Here is a 15,464-nt window from a genome sequence, read left to right as displayed (position 1 = left end):
TAGGACGCTTAATTGAGGTTTTCGACGAGCAGCGCATCTACCCTCTGGAAGCCACGTGGCAGTTTATTACCACGACGCCCACGCTCACCTTTGTAGTGTTCGAGGTCGTCCGCCTTCAGTGACAAGGTACGTTTTCCGGCCTGTAGCACCAAGGTGGCGCCATCCGGCAGCACGGCGATGTCCGTGACATATTCTTCGCGACTGGCAACCCGCTCACCGGAAATACCGATGATCTTATTGCCTTTACCTTTACCTAATTGTGGCAGGTCGCTGATTTTGAAGATCAGCAGGCGACCTTCGGTCGTGACCGAGGCCAGCCAATTGTTCTCGCGATCGGTTACCGGGCGCGGAAGAATGACTTTCGAATTGTTCGGCAAACTCAGCAGCGCTTTACCGGCCTTGTTCTTGGCCTGGAAGTCTTCGCCTTTCACCACGAAACCGTAACCGGCGTCAGAGGCGATCACGTACAGCGAGTCGTCTTCAGGCATCAGCACGCATTCAAACGTCGCCCCTGGCGGCGGGGTCAGGCGACCGGTCAACGGTTCGCCTTGGCCACGGGCCGATGGCAGCGTGTGGGAAGCCACCGAATAACTGCGACCGGTGGAGTCGATAAACACCGCAAACTGGTTGGAACGACCCGGCGCCAACGCCTTGAATCCGTCCCCGGCCTTGTAAGAGAGCCCGGTGGCGTCGATTTCATGGCCCTTGGCCGAGCGAACCCAGCCTTTTTCCGACAGCACGACCGTCACTTTCTCGTTTGGCAGCAGATCGTGCTCGGTCAGGGCTTTGGCTTCGGTGCGCTCGACGATTGGCGAGCGGCGGTCGTCGCCATAGGTTTCGGCGTCCTTGATCAGCTCGGTGCGCACCAGTTTTTTCAGCTTGGCTTCGCTGCCCAGCAAGGCTTGCAGCTTGGCTTGTTCCTTGAGCAGTTCATCCTGCTCGGAACGCAGCTTCATTTCTTCCAGTCGCGCCAATTGACGCAAACGGGTGTCGAGAATGTAGTCGGCCTGGATTTCGCTCAGGGCGAAACGCGCGATCAGTGCGGCTTTCGGGTGTTCCTCGGTGCGGATGATGTGGATCACTTCATCCAGGTTGAGGTAGGCAATCAACAAACCGTCCAACAGGTGCAGGCGACGCTCAACCTTGTCGAGGCGGAATTGCAGGCGACGACGCACGGTCTGCACCCGGAATTCCAGCCACTCGACCAGCAATGCCCGCAGGTTTTTCAGCTGCGGCTTGCCGTCAAGGCCGATGATGTTGATGTTGACCCGGTAGCTCGACTCCAGCTCGGTGCTGGCGAACAGGTGCTGCATCAACGCATCGTGGTCGAAGTTTTTGCGCGCGCCGGGAATGATCACGATCCGGCACGGGTTTTCGTGGTCGGACTCGTCACGCAGGTCAGCGATCTGTGGGGCCTTGGAGGGCTTGGCCTGCATCATCGCGGCGATCTGTTCCAGCACTTTGGCACCGGACACCTGATGCGGCAGCGCGGTGACGATGATGTCGCCGTCTTCGATGTGGTAAACGGCGCGCATACGCACCGAGCCCTTGCCGGTTTCGTACATTTTCAGCAGGTCGGCGCGGGGCGTGATGATTTCCGCTTCGGTCGGGTAATCCGGGCCCTGGATGTGTTCACAGAGCTGTTCGACCGTGGCTTTCGGCTCATCGAGCAAACGCACGCACGCTGTAGCAACTTCGCGCAGGTTGTGCGGCGGCACGTCGGTGGCCATGCCCACGGCGATACCGGTGGTGCCGTTGAGCAGGATGTTCGGCAAACGTGCCGGCAACACCAGCGGTTCGTCGAGGGTGCCGTCGAAGTTCGGGCCCCAGTCCGCAGTGCCCTGGCCCAGCTCGCTGAGCAGCACTTCGGAATAACGCGACAGCCGCGCCTCGGTGTAACGCATGGCGGCGAAGGACTTGGGATCATCCGGCGCACCCCAGTTACCCTGGCCGTCCACCAGCGTGTAGCGGTAGCTGAACGGCTGGGCCATCAGGACCATGGCTTCGTAGCAGGCCGAATCGCCGTGCGGGTGGAATTTACCGAGCACGTCACCGACGGTACGCGCCGATTTCTTGTGCTTGGAATCGGCGTCCAGCCCCAACTCGCTCATCGCATAGATGATGCGCCGCTGTACCGGTTTCAGGCCGTCGCCGATATGCGGCAAGGCACGGTCCATGATCACGTACATGGAGTAGTTGAGGTAGGCATTTTCGGTGAAGTCAGCCAGTGACCGGCGTTCTACACCGTCCAGGCTGAGATCAAGGGAGTCGCTCATGCGGGCCTCATCATTTCGTTGTCTGGCGCAGCAGCATGGTGCCACCGCGCTGGGTAAATTCAAGTTTGTTCAGTGCGCTCATACCGAGCAGCACTTGATTGCCATCCAGGCCTGGCACGACGATGGCGCGCACATCACGCAGCACAATGTCGCCCAGTTGCAGCCGGTCAACGCGGGTTCGATAACCCTCGGTGCGACCATTTGCAGTGCTCAGGGTCACCCCGAAGCCTTGTTCAAGTTTCAGCCGTTCGGCCATTTCTGCCGGGATCGCCACATCGGTCGCCCCGGTATCGAGCATGAAATTCACCGGCTGACCGTTGATCTGGCCGCTGGCGACGAAATGTCCCTGGGTGTTGCCCACCAGTTTCACTTCGATAAAACCTTCGCCCTGCTCCGACGTGACCACCACGTTGGGATTTTGCTGCCGCTCTTCCAACTGCCCGAAAAACCGCGTCGCCAGAAACAACGCCGCGCACCAGGCCAACACCATAAACACCCGACCGGCGCGTTTGCCCGGCGTTTGCTGGCTCATGGCTTGGCGCTCCAGCCACCTTCAGGCGCCGCGAAGCGCCAGACAATCGGGCGAACCTCGCCGTCGGCGCGGGGGCCAAAGTTATTGTCGACCCCCATCCACGCACCGTCGGCGTCGATGATCAATGCCTCTTCCAAGCCGTAGTTCTGCGCATAACGCCGGTTTTTCTGTAACAGCTCGGCGGCATACGACCAGCAGCGCTCGACCTTGGCGGTCTGCGGGTCGCGACGACATATCTGAAAGGCGTTGCGTTCAAGGGTAAACAGCTTGCCCTCGAACAATGACAAGTCGGAAAAATCCCGGTTGACCGCTTTCGCGTGAGGAAACTGCGGCGGCTGCATTTCCTTGCCGGCTTCGCTCAACAGCACACAGCGACCGTCGCAATCCCAGACCGTCTGTTGGCGCTTGATCAGCAACAAACCACGGCTTTGACGCTCTGCGGCGAGCCACATCTGATCGCCTGCAGGGTTGATCGCCAGGCCTTCGAATATCGCATTGAATTTCAGCAGCATGCCCTTGGCCCGCGCTTCGCGAACCATCATGGGCGAAATTTTCAGCCAGTTTGCCGGGCCCGTTGGCGGTACTTGCAGGACAGCCGCATGGCCTTCGCTGACGATGTAGCGATTGCCGGCGCTGTCGCAGGTGATGCCTTCGAAATCGAGGTCGCCGCCGCGCACGAAAGAGGCCGCCCAGTTCCGCGAACGCAAACCCCAAGGCAAACCGGTGTCCGGCACGGGAGGAACGTCGATGCGCACCACTTCGGCTTGCCAAGTGCTGGCGGTCGTGTCGAGACGGTAGATTTGATCATCGTCGCGATCGGAAACCGTCCACAGGTCCTTGCCGCACTGGGCCAGCCCCGACAGGTTGCCGCCGCGCATGCCATCGACGGCATGCTCGGACACCACGCGCAACTCTGGCAACGGCTCGGCAGACACCGTTAACGAGGTCAGCAGCAACGCACACGCCATGGCAAAGCCAAAGCGCATCAGCCCAGAACCTCGGCCAGGTTGCCCTTGGACTCCAACCAGGACTTACGATCACCGGCGCGTTTCTTCGCCAGCAGCATGTCCATCATTTCCGAGGTCGCTTCGAAATCGTCCAGCGTCAGCTGCACCAGGCGCCGCGTGTTCGGGTCCATGGTGGTTTCGCGCAACTGCGGCGGGTTCATTTCACCCAGGCCTTTGAATCGAGTGACCTGCGGCTTGCCGCGTTTCTTCTCGGCCACCAGGCGATCGAGGATGCCATCGCGCTCGGCTTCGTCGAGGGCGTAGTAAATCTCTTTGCCCAGGTCGATACGGTACAGCGGCGGCATCGCGACGTAGACGTGACCGGCATCCACCAACGGGCGGAAATGCTGGACGAACAACGCGCAGAGCAAGGTTGCGATGTGCAGACCGTCGGAGTCGGCGTCGGCGAGGATGCAGATCTTGCCGTAGCGCAACTGGGCGATGTCCGTCGAGCCTGGATCGACCCCGATGGCCACGGCGATGTTGTGCACTTCCTGGCTGGCCAGCACTTCGCTGCCGTCGACTTCCCAGGTGTTGAGGATCTTGCCGCGCAACGGCAGGATCGCTTGAAACTCTTTGTCCCGCGCCTGCTTGGCCGAACCGCCGGCGGAATCACCTTCCACCAGGAACAGCTCGGAACGCATCGGATCCTGTCCGGCGCAGTCAGCGAGTTTGCCCGGCAACGCCGGCCCTGCTGTGACGCGCTTGCGCTCGACTTTTTTACTGGCCTTCAGACGACGGCCGGCGTTGTTGATCGCCAGCTCCGCCAGCAGCATGCCGGTTTCCGGGTTAGCGTTGAGCCACAGACTGAACGCATCCTTGACCACCCCGGAAACAAACGCCGCCGCTTCACGGGACGACAAGCGTTCCTTGGTCTGGCCGGAGAATTGTGGTTCCTGCATCTTCATCGACAGGACGAAGGCAATACGTTCCCAGACGTCTTCCGGCGCCAGCTTCACGCCGCGCGGCAACAGGCTGCGGAATTCGCAGAACTCGCGCATGGCATCGAGCAAACCCTGGCGCAAACCGTTGACGTGGGTGCCGCCCTGGGCCGTCGGGATCAGGTTGACGTAGCTTTCCTGCACGCTGTCGCCACCTTCCGGCAACCACAGCAGCGCCCAATCGACTGCTTCTTTATTACCGGCCAGGCTGCCGCAGAACGGCTCGTCCGGCAGGCGTTCGAAGCCGTTGACTGCATCGACCAGGTAGGAACGCAGGCCGTCTTCGTAATGCCATTCGACTTTTTCGCCGGTGGCCTTGTCTTCAAAACTGACCAGCAGCCCCGGGCACAACACGGCCTTGGCCTTGAGCACGTGCTTGAGGCGGCTGATGGAGAATTTCGGTGAATCGAAGTATTTCGGGTCAGGCGCGAAGAACACGCTGGTGCCGGTGTTGCGCTTGCCGACGGTGCCAATCACTTCCAGCTCGGTTTTCTTGTAACCGTCAGCGAAAGTCATCTGGTATTCGTTGCCGTCCCGCTTTACGCGCACCCGGACTTCGTTCGACAGGGCGTTAACCACGGAAATACCCACCCCGTGCAGACCGCCGGAGAACTGGTAGTTCTTGTTGGAAAACTTGCCGCCCGCATGCAGCTTGGTGAGGATCAGCTCAACCCCGGAAACACCCTCTTCCGGGTGAATGTCCACCGGCATGCCACGGCCGTCATCGCTGACTTCCAGGGAGTGATCGGCGTGCAGGATGACCTGCACCGACGTCGCGTGCCCGGCCAAGGCTTCGTCGACGCTGTTGTCGATGACTTCCTGGGCAAGGTGGTTCGGCCGACTGGTGTCGGTGTACATGCCGGGGCGTTTGCGCACCGGGTCGAGGCCCGAGAGGACTTCGATGGCGTCTGCGTTATAAGAGCTAGCGCTGGGAGTGGCCATGGGGTCTCGTCGTCAATGTTCTGTGAAATAGGGGCGAGGGTTCACAGTGCTGTGAAATCAATCGCCTGATACAAATCTGCGCCGATGCCGGCAAAACTCAGCATTGCCGGCAATTGCCCGGCAAAGCCCTGAAAACTATGGTCGCCGCCGGCCTGGATGCGCAAGGCACAGGCGCGGTAATACTGCTGGGCGAGGCGGTAGTCCAGCGTTTCGTCGCCGGTCTGCAACCACACCTGATACCGCTGCGGATCCTGGGGCGCCGGCACTTCCAGCTCGGCCAGGGCCGTCACATGGTCGTGGGTCAATTCCCAGGCTTCATCGGTATACAGGTTTTTCTGCATCCCTAGATACCCGTCAAACATCCGGTGCGGACTGACGGCAGGGTTGATCAACAGAGCCTTGAGACCATGCTGCTCGGCCAGGTGAGTCGCATAGTAGCCGCCGAGTGAGCTGCCGACCAGCAGCGGCCGCCCCAGCTCCTCAATCGCCCGATTCAACTGACCGATGGCCTCGCGCGGGTGGTGGTGCAACGCCGGAACCCGCAACTGATCGCTCAAGCCCAGGCGCTCCATCACTGCCATCAACTGAGTCGCCTTTTTTGACGAAGGCGCGCTGTTGAAACCGTGGATATAAAGGATCGAACCGGACATTAGAACTCCCTGAGCGTCGGGTAAAGAGGCGCAGTTTACAGGGAGACGGGGGGATCGGGGATATCCTGGGGATTTGCGGTGCCTGAACTGACGTTTTCGCGAGCAGGCTCGCTCCCACAGTTTTGACCGCGTACAGCCGGGAGAAATGGGTCGGCTGGCAGGGCGCCTTCGCGGGCAAGCCTCGCTCCTACAGTTTGATCGAGTGCATTCGGGAGAGATTGGTCGTCTGGCAGGACGCTTTCGCAGGCAAGCCAGCTCCCACAGTTTTGACCGCGTACAGCCGGAAGAAATGGGTCGGCTGGCAGGGCGCCTTCGCGGGCAAGCCTCGCTCCTACAGTTTGATCGAGTGCATTCGGGAGAGATTGGTCGTCTGGCAGGGCGCCTTCGCAGGCAAGCCAGCTCCCACAGTTTTGACCGAGTACGAGCAGGAAGAAATAGGTCGTCTGGCAGGACGCCTTCGCAGGCAAGCCAGCTCCCACAGTTTTGACCGAGTACAGCCGGAAGAATAGGTCGTCTGTCAGGACGCCTTCGCGGGCAAGCCATGCTCCTACACAAGCGGCCCACCGCACACCGCCCCGCTTCTAACCACTCAAGGCCGAGCGTTAGCTCGCCTGCCCTTGATCTTGCCCTACCCGCCCCTTCGGGAGGCTGAGTGGAGGTGTTCATCTGGGGGGTGGGCGCGTAGCGCCGTGCGGCGCAGCCGCACACATCGAGAGGAGGTCGAAGCGAAGCCGACCGTAGGCGATGCCCCCAGATGGACACCGGAACGAAGGCACGCCGAGCCTAAGCGAGGGGCCGGACGCCGGGGCGAGACCTTTTGGTTCCTTTTGGGGCGTTTGCCAAAAGGGACTCGCCGTAAGGGCGAAACCCTAAGCCGCCGTTACCGCAGGAATGGATATACACACAGTAGAAATCAATAACCGTCAGACCCGTAATCAACCGTGAAGTCAAACCCGGTAACCCGCTCAACACCCGTCTCAAGAACCCCATCAGGCAAAAGCCGCAACCACCGATACCCAGGCGCCTGCTCCCCAACCTTAAAGTCCTCACTCCCAGGCTCAAACTGAATACACGTCGAAGGCGAAGCCATCAACCGCACCCCATTGCGATCCTGATCAAACTCCTGATGCACATGCCCCCACAAAACCGCGCGCACCTGAGGAAACCGATCCAACACCGCAAACAACCCCTCAGGATTACGCAACCCGATCGGCTCCATCCAAGCACATCCAATCGACACCGGATGATGATGGAAGCACACCAGATGATGCCGCTCCGGCGCCTCACTCAAAGAACGCGCCAACAACTGCAACTGCTCATCCTGCAAATACCCCGGCACCGAACCCGGCACCGCCGAATCAAGCAAGGTAATCCGCCAGTTGGCCAGATCCACCACCGACTCCAACAGCGCGCTTTGCACCGCTGCCTCGGCCATGACCATAGGCTCATCGTGATTCCCCGGAATCCAGCGTGCCGGAGCATCAAGCTGTCGGGTCAGATTGCGAAACTGCTGATACGACTCCAACGTCCCGTCCTGGGAAATATCACCGCTCGCAACAATCAGATCGATCTGCGGCTGCTGCCGGCGCACCAGCTCGATGACCTTTTGCAGGCTGTCCCGCGTATTCATGCCCAGCAACGTACCGTCCGCCTCGGCGAACAAGTGGCTGTCGGAGATTTGCACCAGCAACGCCGAATCGGCGGTGGTCAATGTGGATACGCTCGGCAAGGCGTTCTCCCGGGGCTGAATCACGGAATTGGATAGAGGCCGCAATTATGCTGGGGGAAGGTCAAAAGAGGAAACGTATGAACCGGACGCAGTTCACATCTATCGAACGACTGCGTACTCGTGCCCACACGCCAGACAGTGACTCAGCCATTCCCCCAGGAACAGATTGAGCTGGGCCTTTTCATCCGGCTGATGCATCGCGGCATTCGGATAAGGATAGATGCCACGGAAGCGTCTTGCATGTTCGGCGCTGACAACCTCGGCCATGCAGGCGTCGTGGTAGACCTGAACTTCCAGTTGCGGCACCGGCAGCCATGGCAGGCTGTGCTCCTGGCGCACTTGCAGGGTCGTGGTGTACGGGTTGACTTGCAGTACCTCCAGGGCCAGTACGCCGAGCATCTGGTCACCCTGGGTCACGGCGATGCGCCGTGCCTCGGGCTCGCTGCGCATGTCCGGCAGCAGTCGCATCAAACGCGCGTAGTTTGCCTCGCAGGAGGCTTGCAGCCCCACGAGGTCCACCCGATAGCGATCGCGCAGCTTGTTTACGACCATAACCCCCTCACTTCAGCGCGGTTCAAAGCAAGCCATTGCAAAGCAATGATGCTGGCCGCGTTGGCAATTCGTCCGTCGCGTACGGCCTGCAGGGCATCTTCAAAGGCCCAGACCGTGACGCGGATATCTTCCGCTTCTTCTGCCAGTCCATGCAGCCCCCCTACTCCAGTGCTGTCGCAACGCCCCAAGTACAAATGCACGAATTCGTTGCTGCCACCCGGGGACGGGAAATACTTGGTCATTGGCCAAAGTGCCCCGAACACAAGCCCAGCTTCCTCCTGCGCTTCGCGGTGAGCAACTTCTTCCGGTTCTTCGTCTTTATCGATCAGACCGGCGACCAATTCGATCAGCCACGGGTTAGTCGTCTTGCCCATGGCGCCGACGCGGAACTGCTCGATCAACACCACTTCGTCGCGCTGCGGATCGTAAGGCAGCACGCACACCGCATCGTGGCGCACGAACACTTCACGATTGATTTCGCGACTCATGCCGCCAGCGAATAATTCATGGCGCAAATGCAGGCGATCGAGCTTGTAGAAACCCGCGTAGCACTGTTCGCGTCGAACGATCTCAACGTTGGTTGGAATGGCGTTGGCAAAATCAGTCATGACAATCCTCTCTACTGCAATCCGTTACGAGGCTCCTTTTTGTTACGTGCAACCTCGACTTCGCGCCATCCTAACGCGCCCGCGACCTTTGATGCAGCCCCTTTACCTTCAGCGGGATAGACGGTGAGGGCGAAACCAACTCTAATTAGCTTAGTGGCGAACTGACTGCTCCGTTGATAGTCGAAGCGGTAACTTTTCGCCTTTCCCTGTTTTATGAAGGACGCCCATGTCGCTTTTTAAAATCGCCTCCGTGGCCGCTATCGCCCTGACCCTGGGCGCTTGCCAGAGCCTGTTCCAACCCAACTACCGGACGCCGCTGGAAACCACCCGCGATGCTTCGGAAATCCTGAAGCCGGGTTGCACCACGCCTGATTGCCCGTTGGTGAACATCGACACCCTGCGTTTCCCGGACGAGCCTCAGCTGGACGGCATCGTCGAAAAGAACCTGCTGCAATTGACCCGCACCCCGGACGCCCCGGCAGCGCCGACCCTGGCCGCCTATCGCGATCAGTTTTTGCGCACCGCCGCACCGCGTTCCAGCAGCTATTTGCAAGCCAAGGTACGTGAGCAGCATGACGGCTTGGTGATCGTTGAATTTTCCAGCTACCTGGACACCGGCGGCGCGCATGGCACACCGGGCCGCAGCTTTATCAACTATTCGCGCCAGCAGCATAAAGTGCTGAGCCTGTCGGATATGTTGCTGCCGGGTCAGGAAGAAGCGTTCTGGAAAGCCGCGCAAGTGGCGCACAACAGCTGGCTGATCAGCACCAAGCTCGATCAGGAAGCGGACTTCCTGAAAACCTGGCATTTCCAGAAAACCCAGAACGTGGCACTGACCTACGGTGGGGTGATCCTCAAGTACGAAGTGAGCACCATCGCGCCTTACGCGTTGGGCCACATCGAACTGAAGATCCCCTACCCGCGCCTGAATGGCATTCTCAGGCCCGAGCTGTTTCCCGGCCGTAACTGAAGGCTCGACCGAGCACAAGCTGCAGCAGCCCTGCCAGTACCAGCGACGGCAGGGTTGCGCCGACATCCGGATACAGATTAGCCAGCAAATGATAGGTGCTCACCCCGCCCAACCAGGCGAGCAACGCTGGCCAGCGCAATGCGGCTGACGCGACCTGGGCACTGCGTTTGCGCAGGATGAAGTGATCCACCAGCACCACGCCGAACAACGGCGCAAACACCGAACCGATCAACAACAGGAAGTTCTGGTACTGGGCCAACGGCGCCAGGCACGCGATCAGTGTGCAGATCACGCCAATCGCCAACGCCAGATGCTCGACCTTCAGGCGCAACAGAATCCCGCTCGACACCGCCGCCGAGTGAATATCGGCAAAGGCGTTTTCCGACTCGTCCAGCAGAATCAGCAACAGCGGAATCCCCAGGCCGGCACCCGCCAGCGCCAACAGCAAGGCATTCACTTCACCGCTCGGCGCGAACGCCAGGGTGTAGGCCACGCCCAGGCTCATCAGCCAGAAGTTACCGATAAAGAAACCCAGCGCGGTGCCGCCGAACACGTTTTTCGCACGCTTGCCGAAACGCGAGTAGTCGGCAATCAGCGGCAGCCAGGACAGCGGCATCGCGATCGCAATGTCGAAGCCCACGGCGAACGGCATCGAACCATCACCGGCCTGGTGCCACAACGCCGCCAGATCGGCTTTGGTGAACAGGTTCCAGGTCAGCCAGATGCAAGCCGCCAGCAACAGCCAGATGCCCCACTTGCGCAGGATTTGCCGCACGAATGTCAGCGGGCCGCTCACGGCCAACAAGGTCGCCAAGCCACCGAAAAATACGGTCCAGAGCAGCGGATTCGACAGCAGGCTGCCTTCGCTGAACGCCTTGGCGCCAAGCAGGCTGGCGGCGTCGCGCATGACGATGATTTCAAACGAGCCCCAACCGATCAGTTGCAGCAGGTTCAACACCGCCGGCAGGCTTGCACCGCGTTTGCCGAGGCTGAGTTTGAGTGCGGCCATCGACGACAGGCCGGTGTCGCTGCCGATCACGCCGACGGCGGCCAGCAGCAAAACGCCGACCAGGGTGCCGAGGAAAATCGCCAGCAACGAGCCGGACAGACCCAGACCTGGCGCGAGCAAAGCGCCGGTCTGCAAGACCATCAGGCCGATGCCGAGGGAGAACCACAGGGAAAACAGATCGCGGCCGCCAAAGACACGTTTGTCTTTTGGCACCGCGATGTCAGGAGAATAGGTGCTGGGTTGAATGCTCAAGGGTGTTATCTCAGAGGGACATTTGTTGTTGTGTTGATCATCACCAACTCTGTAGGAGCGAGGCTTGCCCGCGAAGGCGGTGTGTCACTCAACATTGATGTTGAATGGGATGACGCCTTCGCGGGCAAGCCTCGCTCCTACAAGAGCAGCGCCAAAATGGCGCTGTGGGTCAGATCAAACCTTCTTGTACAGCTGACTGCCTTCCTGCTTGAACCGCTCTGCCTGGTCCGCCAATCCCTGGGCGACTTCGGCGTCTACTGTTTCGATCCGCTGGTTGGCCGCGTATTCACGGACTTCCTGGGTGATTTTCATCGAGCAGAATTTCGGCCCGCACATGGAGCAGAAGTGCGCGACCTTGGCCGAATCCTTCGGCAGGGTTTCATCGTGATACGAGCGTGCGGTATCCGGGTCGAGGCCCAGGTTGAACTGGTCTTCCCAACGGAATTCGAAACGCGCCTTGCTCAACGCATTGTCACGAATCTGCGCGCCCGGATGGCCCTTCGCAAGGTCGGCGGCGTGCGCGGCGATCTTGTAGGTGATGATCCCGGTCTTCACGTCATCCTTGTTCGGCAGGCCCAAGTGTTCCTTCGGCGTGACGTAGCAAAGCATGGCGCAACCGAACCAGCCGATCATCGCCGCACCGATGCCGGAAGTGATGTGGTCGTAGCCCGGCGCGATGTCGGTGGTCAGCGGGCCGAGGGTGTAGAACGGCGCCTCGTCGCAGCACTCGAGCTGCTTGTCCATGTTCTCTTTGATCAACTGCATCGGCACGTGGCCGGGGCCTTCGATCATGCACTGCACGTCGTGCTTCCAGGCAATCTTGGTCAGCTCGCCGAGGGTTTCCAGCTCACCGAATTGCGCAGCGTCGTTGGCGTCGGCAATCGAGCCCGGACGCAGGCCATCGCCCAGCGAGAAGCTGACGTCGTAGGCCTTCATGATTTCGCAGATGTCTTCGAAATGCGTGTAGAGGAAGTTCTCTTTGTGATGCGCCAGGCACCACTTGGCCATGATCGAACCGCCACGGGACACGATGCCGGTCACGCGCTTGGCGGTCAGCGGCACGTAACGCAGCAACACGCCGGCGTGGATGGTGAAGTAATCGACGCCCTGCTCGGCCTGTTCAATCAGCGTGTCGCGGAACAGCTCCCAGGTCAGGTCTTCGGCAGCGCCGCCGACTTTTTCCAAGGCCTGGTAGATCGGCACAGTACCGATCGGCACCGGCGAGTTGCGGATGATCCACTCGCGGGTTTCGTGAATGTGTTTGCCGGTGGACAAGTCCATGACCGTGTCCGAACCCCAGCGAATGCCCCAGGTCAGTTTCGCCACTTCTTCTTCGATGGACGAACCCAGCGCGCTGTTGCCGATGTTGCCGTTGATCTTCACCAGGAAGTTACGGCCGATGATCATCGGTTCCAGTTCGGTGTGGTTGATGTTGGCCGGAATGATCGCGCGGCCACGAGCGATTTCGTCACGGACAAATTCCGGGGTGATGATTTTCGGCACGCTGGCGCCGAAGCTGTGACCGGCATGTTGCTGGTCCAGCAGCCCGGCGGCACGGGCCACTTCGAGCTTCATGTTTTCACGGATGGCAACGTATTCCATCTCGGCGGTGATAATGCCTTTGCGGGCATAGTGCATCTGGCTGACGTTGGCCCCGGCCTTGGCGCGGCGCGGGTTGTTCACGTGGGCGAAACGCAGCTTGGTCAGTTCGGCATCGGCGAGGCGTTCCTGGCCGAAGTTGGAGCTCAGGCCCGGCAGGCGCTCGGTGTCGCCACGGGATTCGATCCACGGCGAACGCACATCAGCCAGGCCTTTGCGCACGTCGATGATGACGTTGGGATCGGTGTAAGGGCCCGAGGTGTCGTACACAACCACAGGCGCATTGATCTCGCCGCCGAAGTCGGTCGGGGTCACATCAAGGCTGATTTCGCGCATTGGCACGAGGATGTCCGGGCGGGAACCCTGAACATAGATTTTTTGCGAGCGGGTAAACGGTTGAACCGACTGTTGATCGACTTGGGCCGAATCACTCAGGTTCGTCGTATTTTTTAGTTTTATCGTCATCACGGGCTCTCCAGACAGCATCCAGCAGTGGATTTTTGTCGGAGCGAACCTGTAACGAATGGACGCGACCAATCAGCCAAGAAAATGCTGTTGGTGCTGTGCTCTGTGCTCGAGGGCTGTCGACTGTCGATTGTCGAACAACATCCCGGACGAAGCACAAGAGGACTCGCCGGGTGACGAGAAATCTTGTTCCCTACGCAGGCGCTAACCTGATCAGGTTCAACGGGATCCGAAATTATTCGATCTCAGCCTCATAGCAAGGCACCCCGACAAGAACCCGGCCAGTCTAGACACAACTGGCAAAGAACGCCAACACCGCGGTAAACACCATGATGAATGGCGCAATTAGCAGATTGTTGCGGTACGCGCGTACAACTACACTCGCTACGCCGTGCTGCGTCTTGACGCTATGCGGGCCGCGCCTTACCTTTGGCGCTCAAATTATCAGCGTAATTTTTTAGGGATGGCCTCATGCTGCGCAAACTCTCACTGGCCCTTGCCGTGTCTTGTGCGTCCAATGGAATGGCCTGGGCAGCTGAAGCGCCCTTATCCACCAAGACCGACCTTGTCAGCGTCTATCAGGAAGCGGTGGACAACAACGCCGACCTGGCTGCCGCCCGCGCGCAATACGGCGCGCAAAAAGAAGTTGTGCCCCAGGCCCGTGCCGGCCTGCTGCCTAACCTGTCGGGCGGGGCCAACCTGAGTTCCATACGCACCCAGCTCGATCAGCCGTCCGGCACCGCCAATCGCGATGCCCACTCCTATCAGGCGACGTTGGCTCAGCCACTGTTCCGCGCTGATCGCTGGTTCCAGTTCCAGGCCGCCAAGGACGTCAACGAGCAAGCCTCGCTGCAACTGTCGGCCACCGAGCAGAATCTGATCCTGCAATCGGCGGAAAGCTATTTCAACGTGCTGCGCAGCCAGGACAACCTGGCCTCGACCAAGGCTGAAGAAGCAGCGTTCAAACGCCAGCTCGACCAGTCCAACGAGCGCTTCGATGTCGGCCTGTCGGACAAGACCGACGTGCTGCAATCCCAGGCCAGCTACGACACTGCGCGGGCCAACCGGATCCTCGCGCAACGCCAGGTGGACGATGCGTTTGAAGCGCTGATCACCCTGACCAACCGCCAGTACAACTCGATCCAGGGCATCGTCCACACGTTGCCGATCCTTCCGCCAGCGCCGAACGACGCCAAGGCCTGGGTCGACACCGCCGCCAAACAGAACCTGAATCTGCTGGCCAGCAACTACGCGGTCAGCGCCGCCGAAGAAACCCTCAAGCAACGCAAGGCCGGCCACGCGCCGACCCTCGATGCGGTAGCGAAGTACGAAAAGGGTGACAACGACGCGCTGGGCTTCAGCAACCCGAGCGCCTTCGGCCAACCTTACGGTGGCAACGTCGAACAGACTACTGTCGGCCTGCAAGTGAACATCCCGATCTACAGCGGCGGCCTGATCAACTCACAAGTGCGCGAGTCCTACTCACGCCTTGACCAGAGCGAACAACAGCGCGAGCAACTGCGTCGGCAAGTGGTGGAAAACACCCGCAACCTGCACCGCGCGGTGAACACCGACGTCGAGCAGGTGCAGGCTCGCAAGCAGTCGATCATCTCCAACCAGAGCGCGGTGGAAGCGACGGAAATCGGTTATCAGGTGGGGACGCGCAACATCGTCGACGTGCTCGATGCCCAGCGCCAGCTGTACACCTCGGTGCGCAACTACAACAACACCCGCTACGACTACATCCTCGACAACCTGCGCCTGAAGCAAGCGGCCGGCACGTTGAACCCGGGGGATTTGCAGGATTTGTCGCGTTATCTCAAGGCGGACTACAACCCGGATAAAGACTTCCTGCCACCGGATCTGGCCAAGGCTGCGGCTGAGCAACTCAAAGCCCGCCCTTAAAAAGCAAAAGATCGCAGCCTTCGGCAG

Annotated in this window: 12 protein-coding genes and 1 riboswitch; of the genes, 2 read left to right on the top strand and 10 right to left on the bottom strand. The window is 60.1% G+C overall.

What is annotated here, in order from left to right; all coding sequences use genetic code 11:
* Positions 1 to 8: 8 nt before the first annotated feature.
* The 8 genes from parC to LOY68_RS02545 all read right to left on the bottom strand — a co-directional run bounded on the left by parC (position 9) and on the right by LOY68_RS02545 (position 9,237).
* Positions 9 to 2,276, bottom strand: coding sequence for a DNA topoisomerase IV subunit A (parC, locus tag LOY68_RS02580; protein WP_054053324.1), 2,268 nt, complete (start codon positions 2,274 to 2,276; stop codon positions 9 to 11).
* Between the two features lie 10 nt (positions 2,277 to 2,286).
* Positions 2,287 to 2,808 carry a TIGR02281 family clan AA aspartic protease gene (locus LOY68_RS02575; protein WP_054053322.1) on the bottom strand — a complete coding sequence of 174 codons (522 nt, stop codon included), beginning with the start codon at positions 2,806 to 2,808 and terminating at the stop codon, positions 2,287 to 2,289.
* Positions 2,805 to 3,794 carry an esterase-like activity of phytase family protein gene (locus LOY68_RS02570; protein ID WP_265042701.1) on the bottom strand — a complete coding sequence of 330 codons (990 nt, stop codon included), beginning with the start codon at positions 3,792 to 3,794 and terminating at the stop codon, positions 2,805 to 2,807. The genes LOY68_RS02575 and LOY68_RS02570 overlap by 4 nt, the downstream gene beginning before the upstream one ends.
* The gene (gene parE, locus LOY68_RS02565) at positions 3,794 to 5,698 is read right to left on the bottom strand and encodes a DNA topoisomerase IV subunit B (RefSeq protein WP_163907983.1); all 1,905 of its coding nucleotides are present in this window, start codon (positions 5,696 to 5,698) and stop codon (positions 3,794 to 3,796) included. Before parE ends, LOY68_RS02570 begins: the two co-directional genes overlap by 1 nt.
* 41 nt (positions 5,699 to 5,739) lie before the next feature.
* Positions 5,740 to 6,348, bottom strand: a complete 609-nt coding sequence (locus LOY68_RS02560) for a YqiA/YcfP family alpha/beta fold hydrolase (protein WP_265042700.1) — start codon at positions 6,346 to 6,348, stop codon at positions 5,740 to 5,742.
* Between the two features lie 913 nt (positions 6,349 to 7,261).
* Positions 7,262 to 8,077 (bottom strand): 3',5'-cyclic-AMP phosphodiesterase, encoded by an 816-nt coding sequence (gene cpdA / locus LOY68_RS02555; RefSeq protein WP_163907979.1) that lies wholly within the window; start codon positions 8,075 to 8,077, stop codon positions 7,262 to 7,264.
* A gap of 99 nt (positions 8,078 to 8,176) precedes the next feature.
* Complete coding sequence (locus LOY68_RS02550; protein ID WP_054053309.1) at positions 8,177 to 8,629, bottom strand: DUF1249 domain-containing protein; 453 nt, start codon at positions 8,627 to 8,629, stop codon at positions 8,177 to 8,179.
* Entirely contained in the window at positions 8,620 to 9,237 is a 618-nt protein-coding gene (locus tag LOY68_RS02545) for an NUDIX domain-containing protein (RefSeq protein ID WP_163907977.1), read from the bottom strand. Before LOY68_RS02545 ends, LOY68_RS02550 begins: the two co-directional genes overlap by 10 nt.
* Positions 9,238 to 9,463: 226 nt before the next feature.
* Between LOY68_RS02545 and LOY68_RS02540 the strand changes: the two genes are divergently transcribed.
* Positions 9,464 to 10,207, top strand: coding sequence for an RsiV family protein (locus LOY68_RS02540; protein ID WP_054053306.1), 744 nt, complete (start codon positions 9,464 to 9,466; stop codon positions 10,205 to 10,207).
* On the opposite strand, the gene cytX is transcribed toward LOY68_RS02540, so the two are convergent.
* Together cytX and thiC are read right to left on the bottom strand one after the other, a co-directional pair.
* Positions 10,176 to 11,468 (bottom strand): putative hydroxymethylpyrimidine transporter CytX, encoded by a 1,293-nt coding sequence (gene cytX / locus LOY68_RS02535; RefSeq protein WP_163907976.1) that lies wholly within the window; start codon positions 11,466 to 11,468, stop codon positions 10,176 to 10,178. The two genes, LOY68_RS02540 and cytX, sit on opposite strands and share 32 nt — an antisense overlap.
* A 174-nt stretch (positions 11,469 to 11,642) precedes the next feature.
* The gene (gene thiC / locus LOY68_RS02530; RefSeq protein WP_054053301.1) at positions 11,643 to 13,532 is read right to left on the bottom strand and encodes a phosphomethylpyrimidine synthase ThiC; all 1,890 of its coding nucleotides are present in this window, start codon (positions 13,530 to 13,532) and stop codon (positions 11,643 to 11,645) included.
* Between the two features lie 173 nt (positions 13,533 to 13,705).
* Positions 13,706 to 13,811, bottom strand: a riboswitch (TPP riboswitch).
* Positions 13,812 to 14,003: 192 nt separating this feature from the next.
* Between thiC and LOY68_RS02525 the strand changes: the two genes are divergently transcribed.
* Positions 14,004 to 15,437: a TolC family outer membrane protein gene (locus tag LOY68_RS02525; protein WP_265042699.1), complete on the top strand. Its 1,434-nt coding sequence runs from the start codon at positions 14,004 to 14,006 to the stop codon at positions 15,435 to 15,437.
* The last annotated feature ends 27 nt before the right edge of the window (positions 15,438 to 15,464 follow it).

Origin of the sequence: Pseudomonas sp. B21-053, assembly GCF_026016365.1 — a bacterium.
Classification (GTDB): Bacteria; Pseudomonadota; Gammaproteobacteria; order Pseudomonadales; family Pseudomonadaceae; genus Aquipseudomonas; species Aquipseudomonas nunensis.
This window is presented reverse-complemented; position numbering and strand designations above follow the sequence as displayed.

What these genes read in the sequence shown, in the direction of transcription:
- parC (WP_054053324.1), bottom strand. Translation starts at nt 2,276, where the DNA reads ATGAGCGACTCCCTTGATCTCAGCCTGGACGGTGTAGAACGCCGGTCA.
- LOY68_RS02575 (WP_054053322.1), bottom strand. Translation starts at nt 2,808, where the DNA reads ATGAGCCAGCAAACGCCGGGCAAACGCGCCGGTCGGGTGTTTATGGTG.
- LOY68_RS02570 (WP_265042701.1), bottom strand. Translation starts at nt 3,794, where the DNA reads ATGCGCTTTGGCTTTGCCATGGCGTGTGCGTTGCTGCTGACCTCGTTA.
- parE (WP_163907983.1), bottom strand. Translation starts at nt 5,698, where the DNA reads ATGGCCACTCCCAGCGCTAGCTCTTATAACGCAGACGCCATCGAAGTC.
- LOY68_RS02560 (WP_265042700.1), bottom strand. Translation starts at nt 6,348, where the DNA reads ATGTCCGGTTCGATCCTTTATATCCACGGTTTCAACAGCGCGCCTTCG.
- LOY68_RS02550 (WP_054053309.1), bottom strand. Translation starts at nt 8,629, where the DNA reads ATGGTCGTAAACAAGCTGCGCGATCGCTATCGGGTGGACCTCGTGGGG.
- LOY68_RS02545 (WP_163907977.1), bottom strand. Translation starts at nt 9,237, where the DNA reads ATGACTGATTTTGCCAACGCCATTCCAACCAACGTTGAGATCGTTCGA.
- LOY68_RS02540 (WP_054053306.1), top strand. Translation starts at nt 9,464, where the DNA reads ATGTCGCTTTTTAAAATCGCCTCCGTGGCCGCTATCGCCCTGACCCTG.
- thiC (WP_054053301.1), bottom strand. Translation starts at nt 13,532, where the DNA reads ATGACGATAAAACTAAAAAATACGACGAACCTGAGTGATTCGGCCCAA.
- LOY68_RS02525 (WP_265042699.1), top strand. Translation starts at nt 14,004, where the DNA reads ATGCTGCGCAAACTCTCACTGGCCCTTGCCGTGTCTTGTGCGTCCAAT.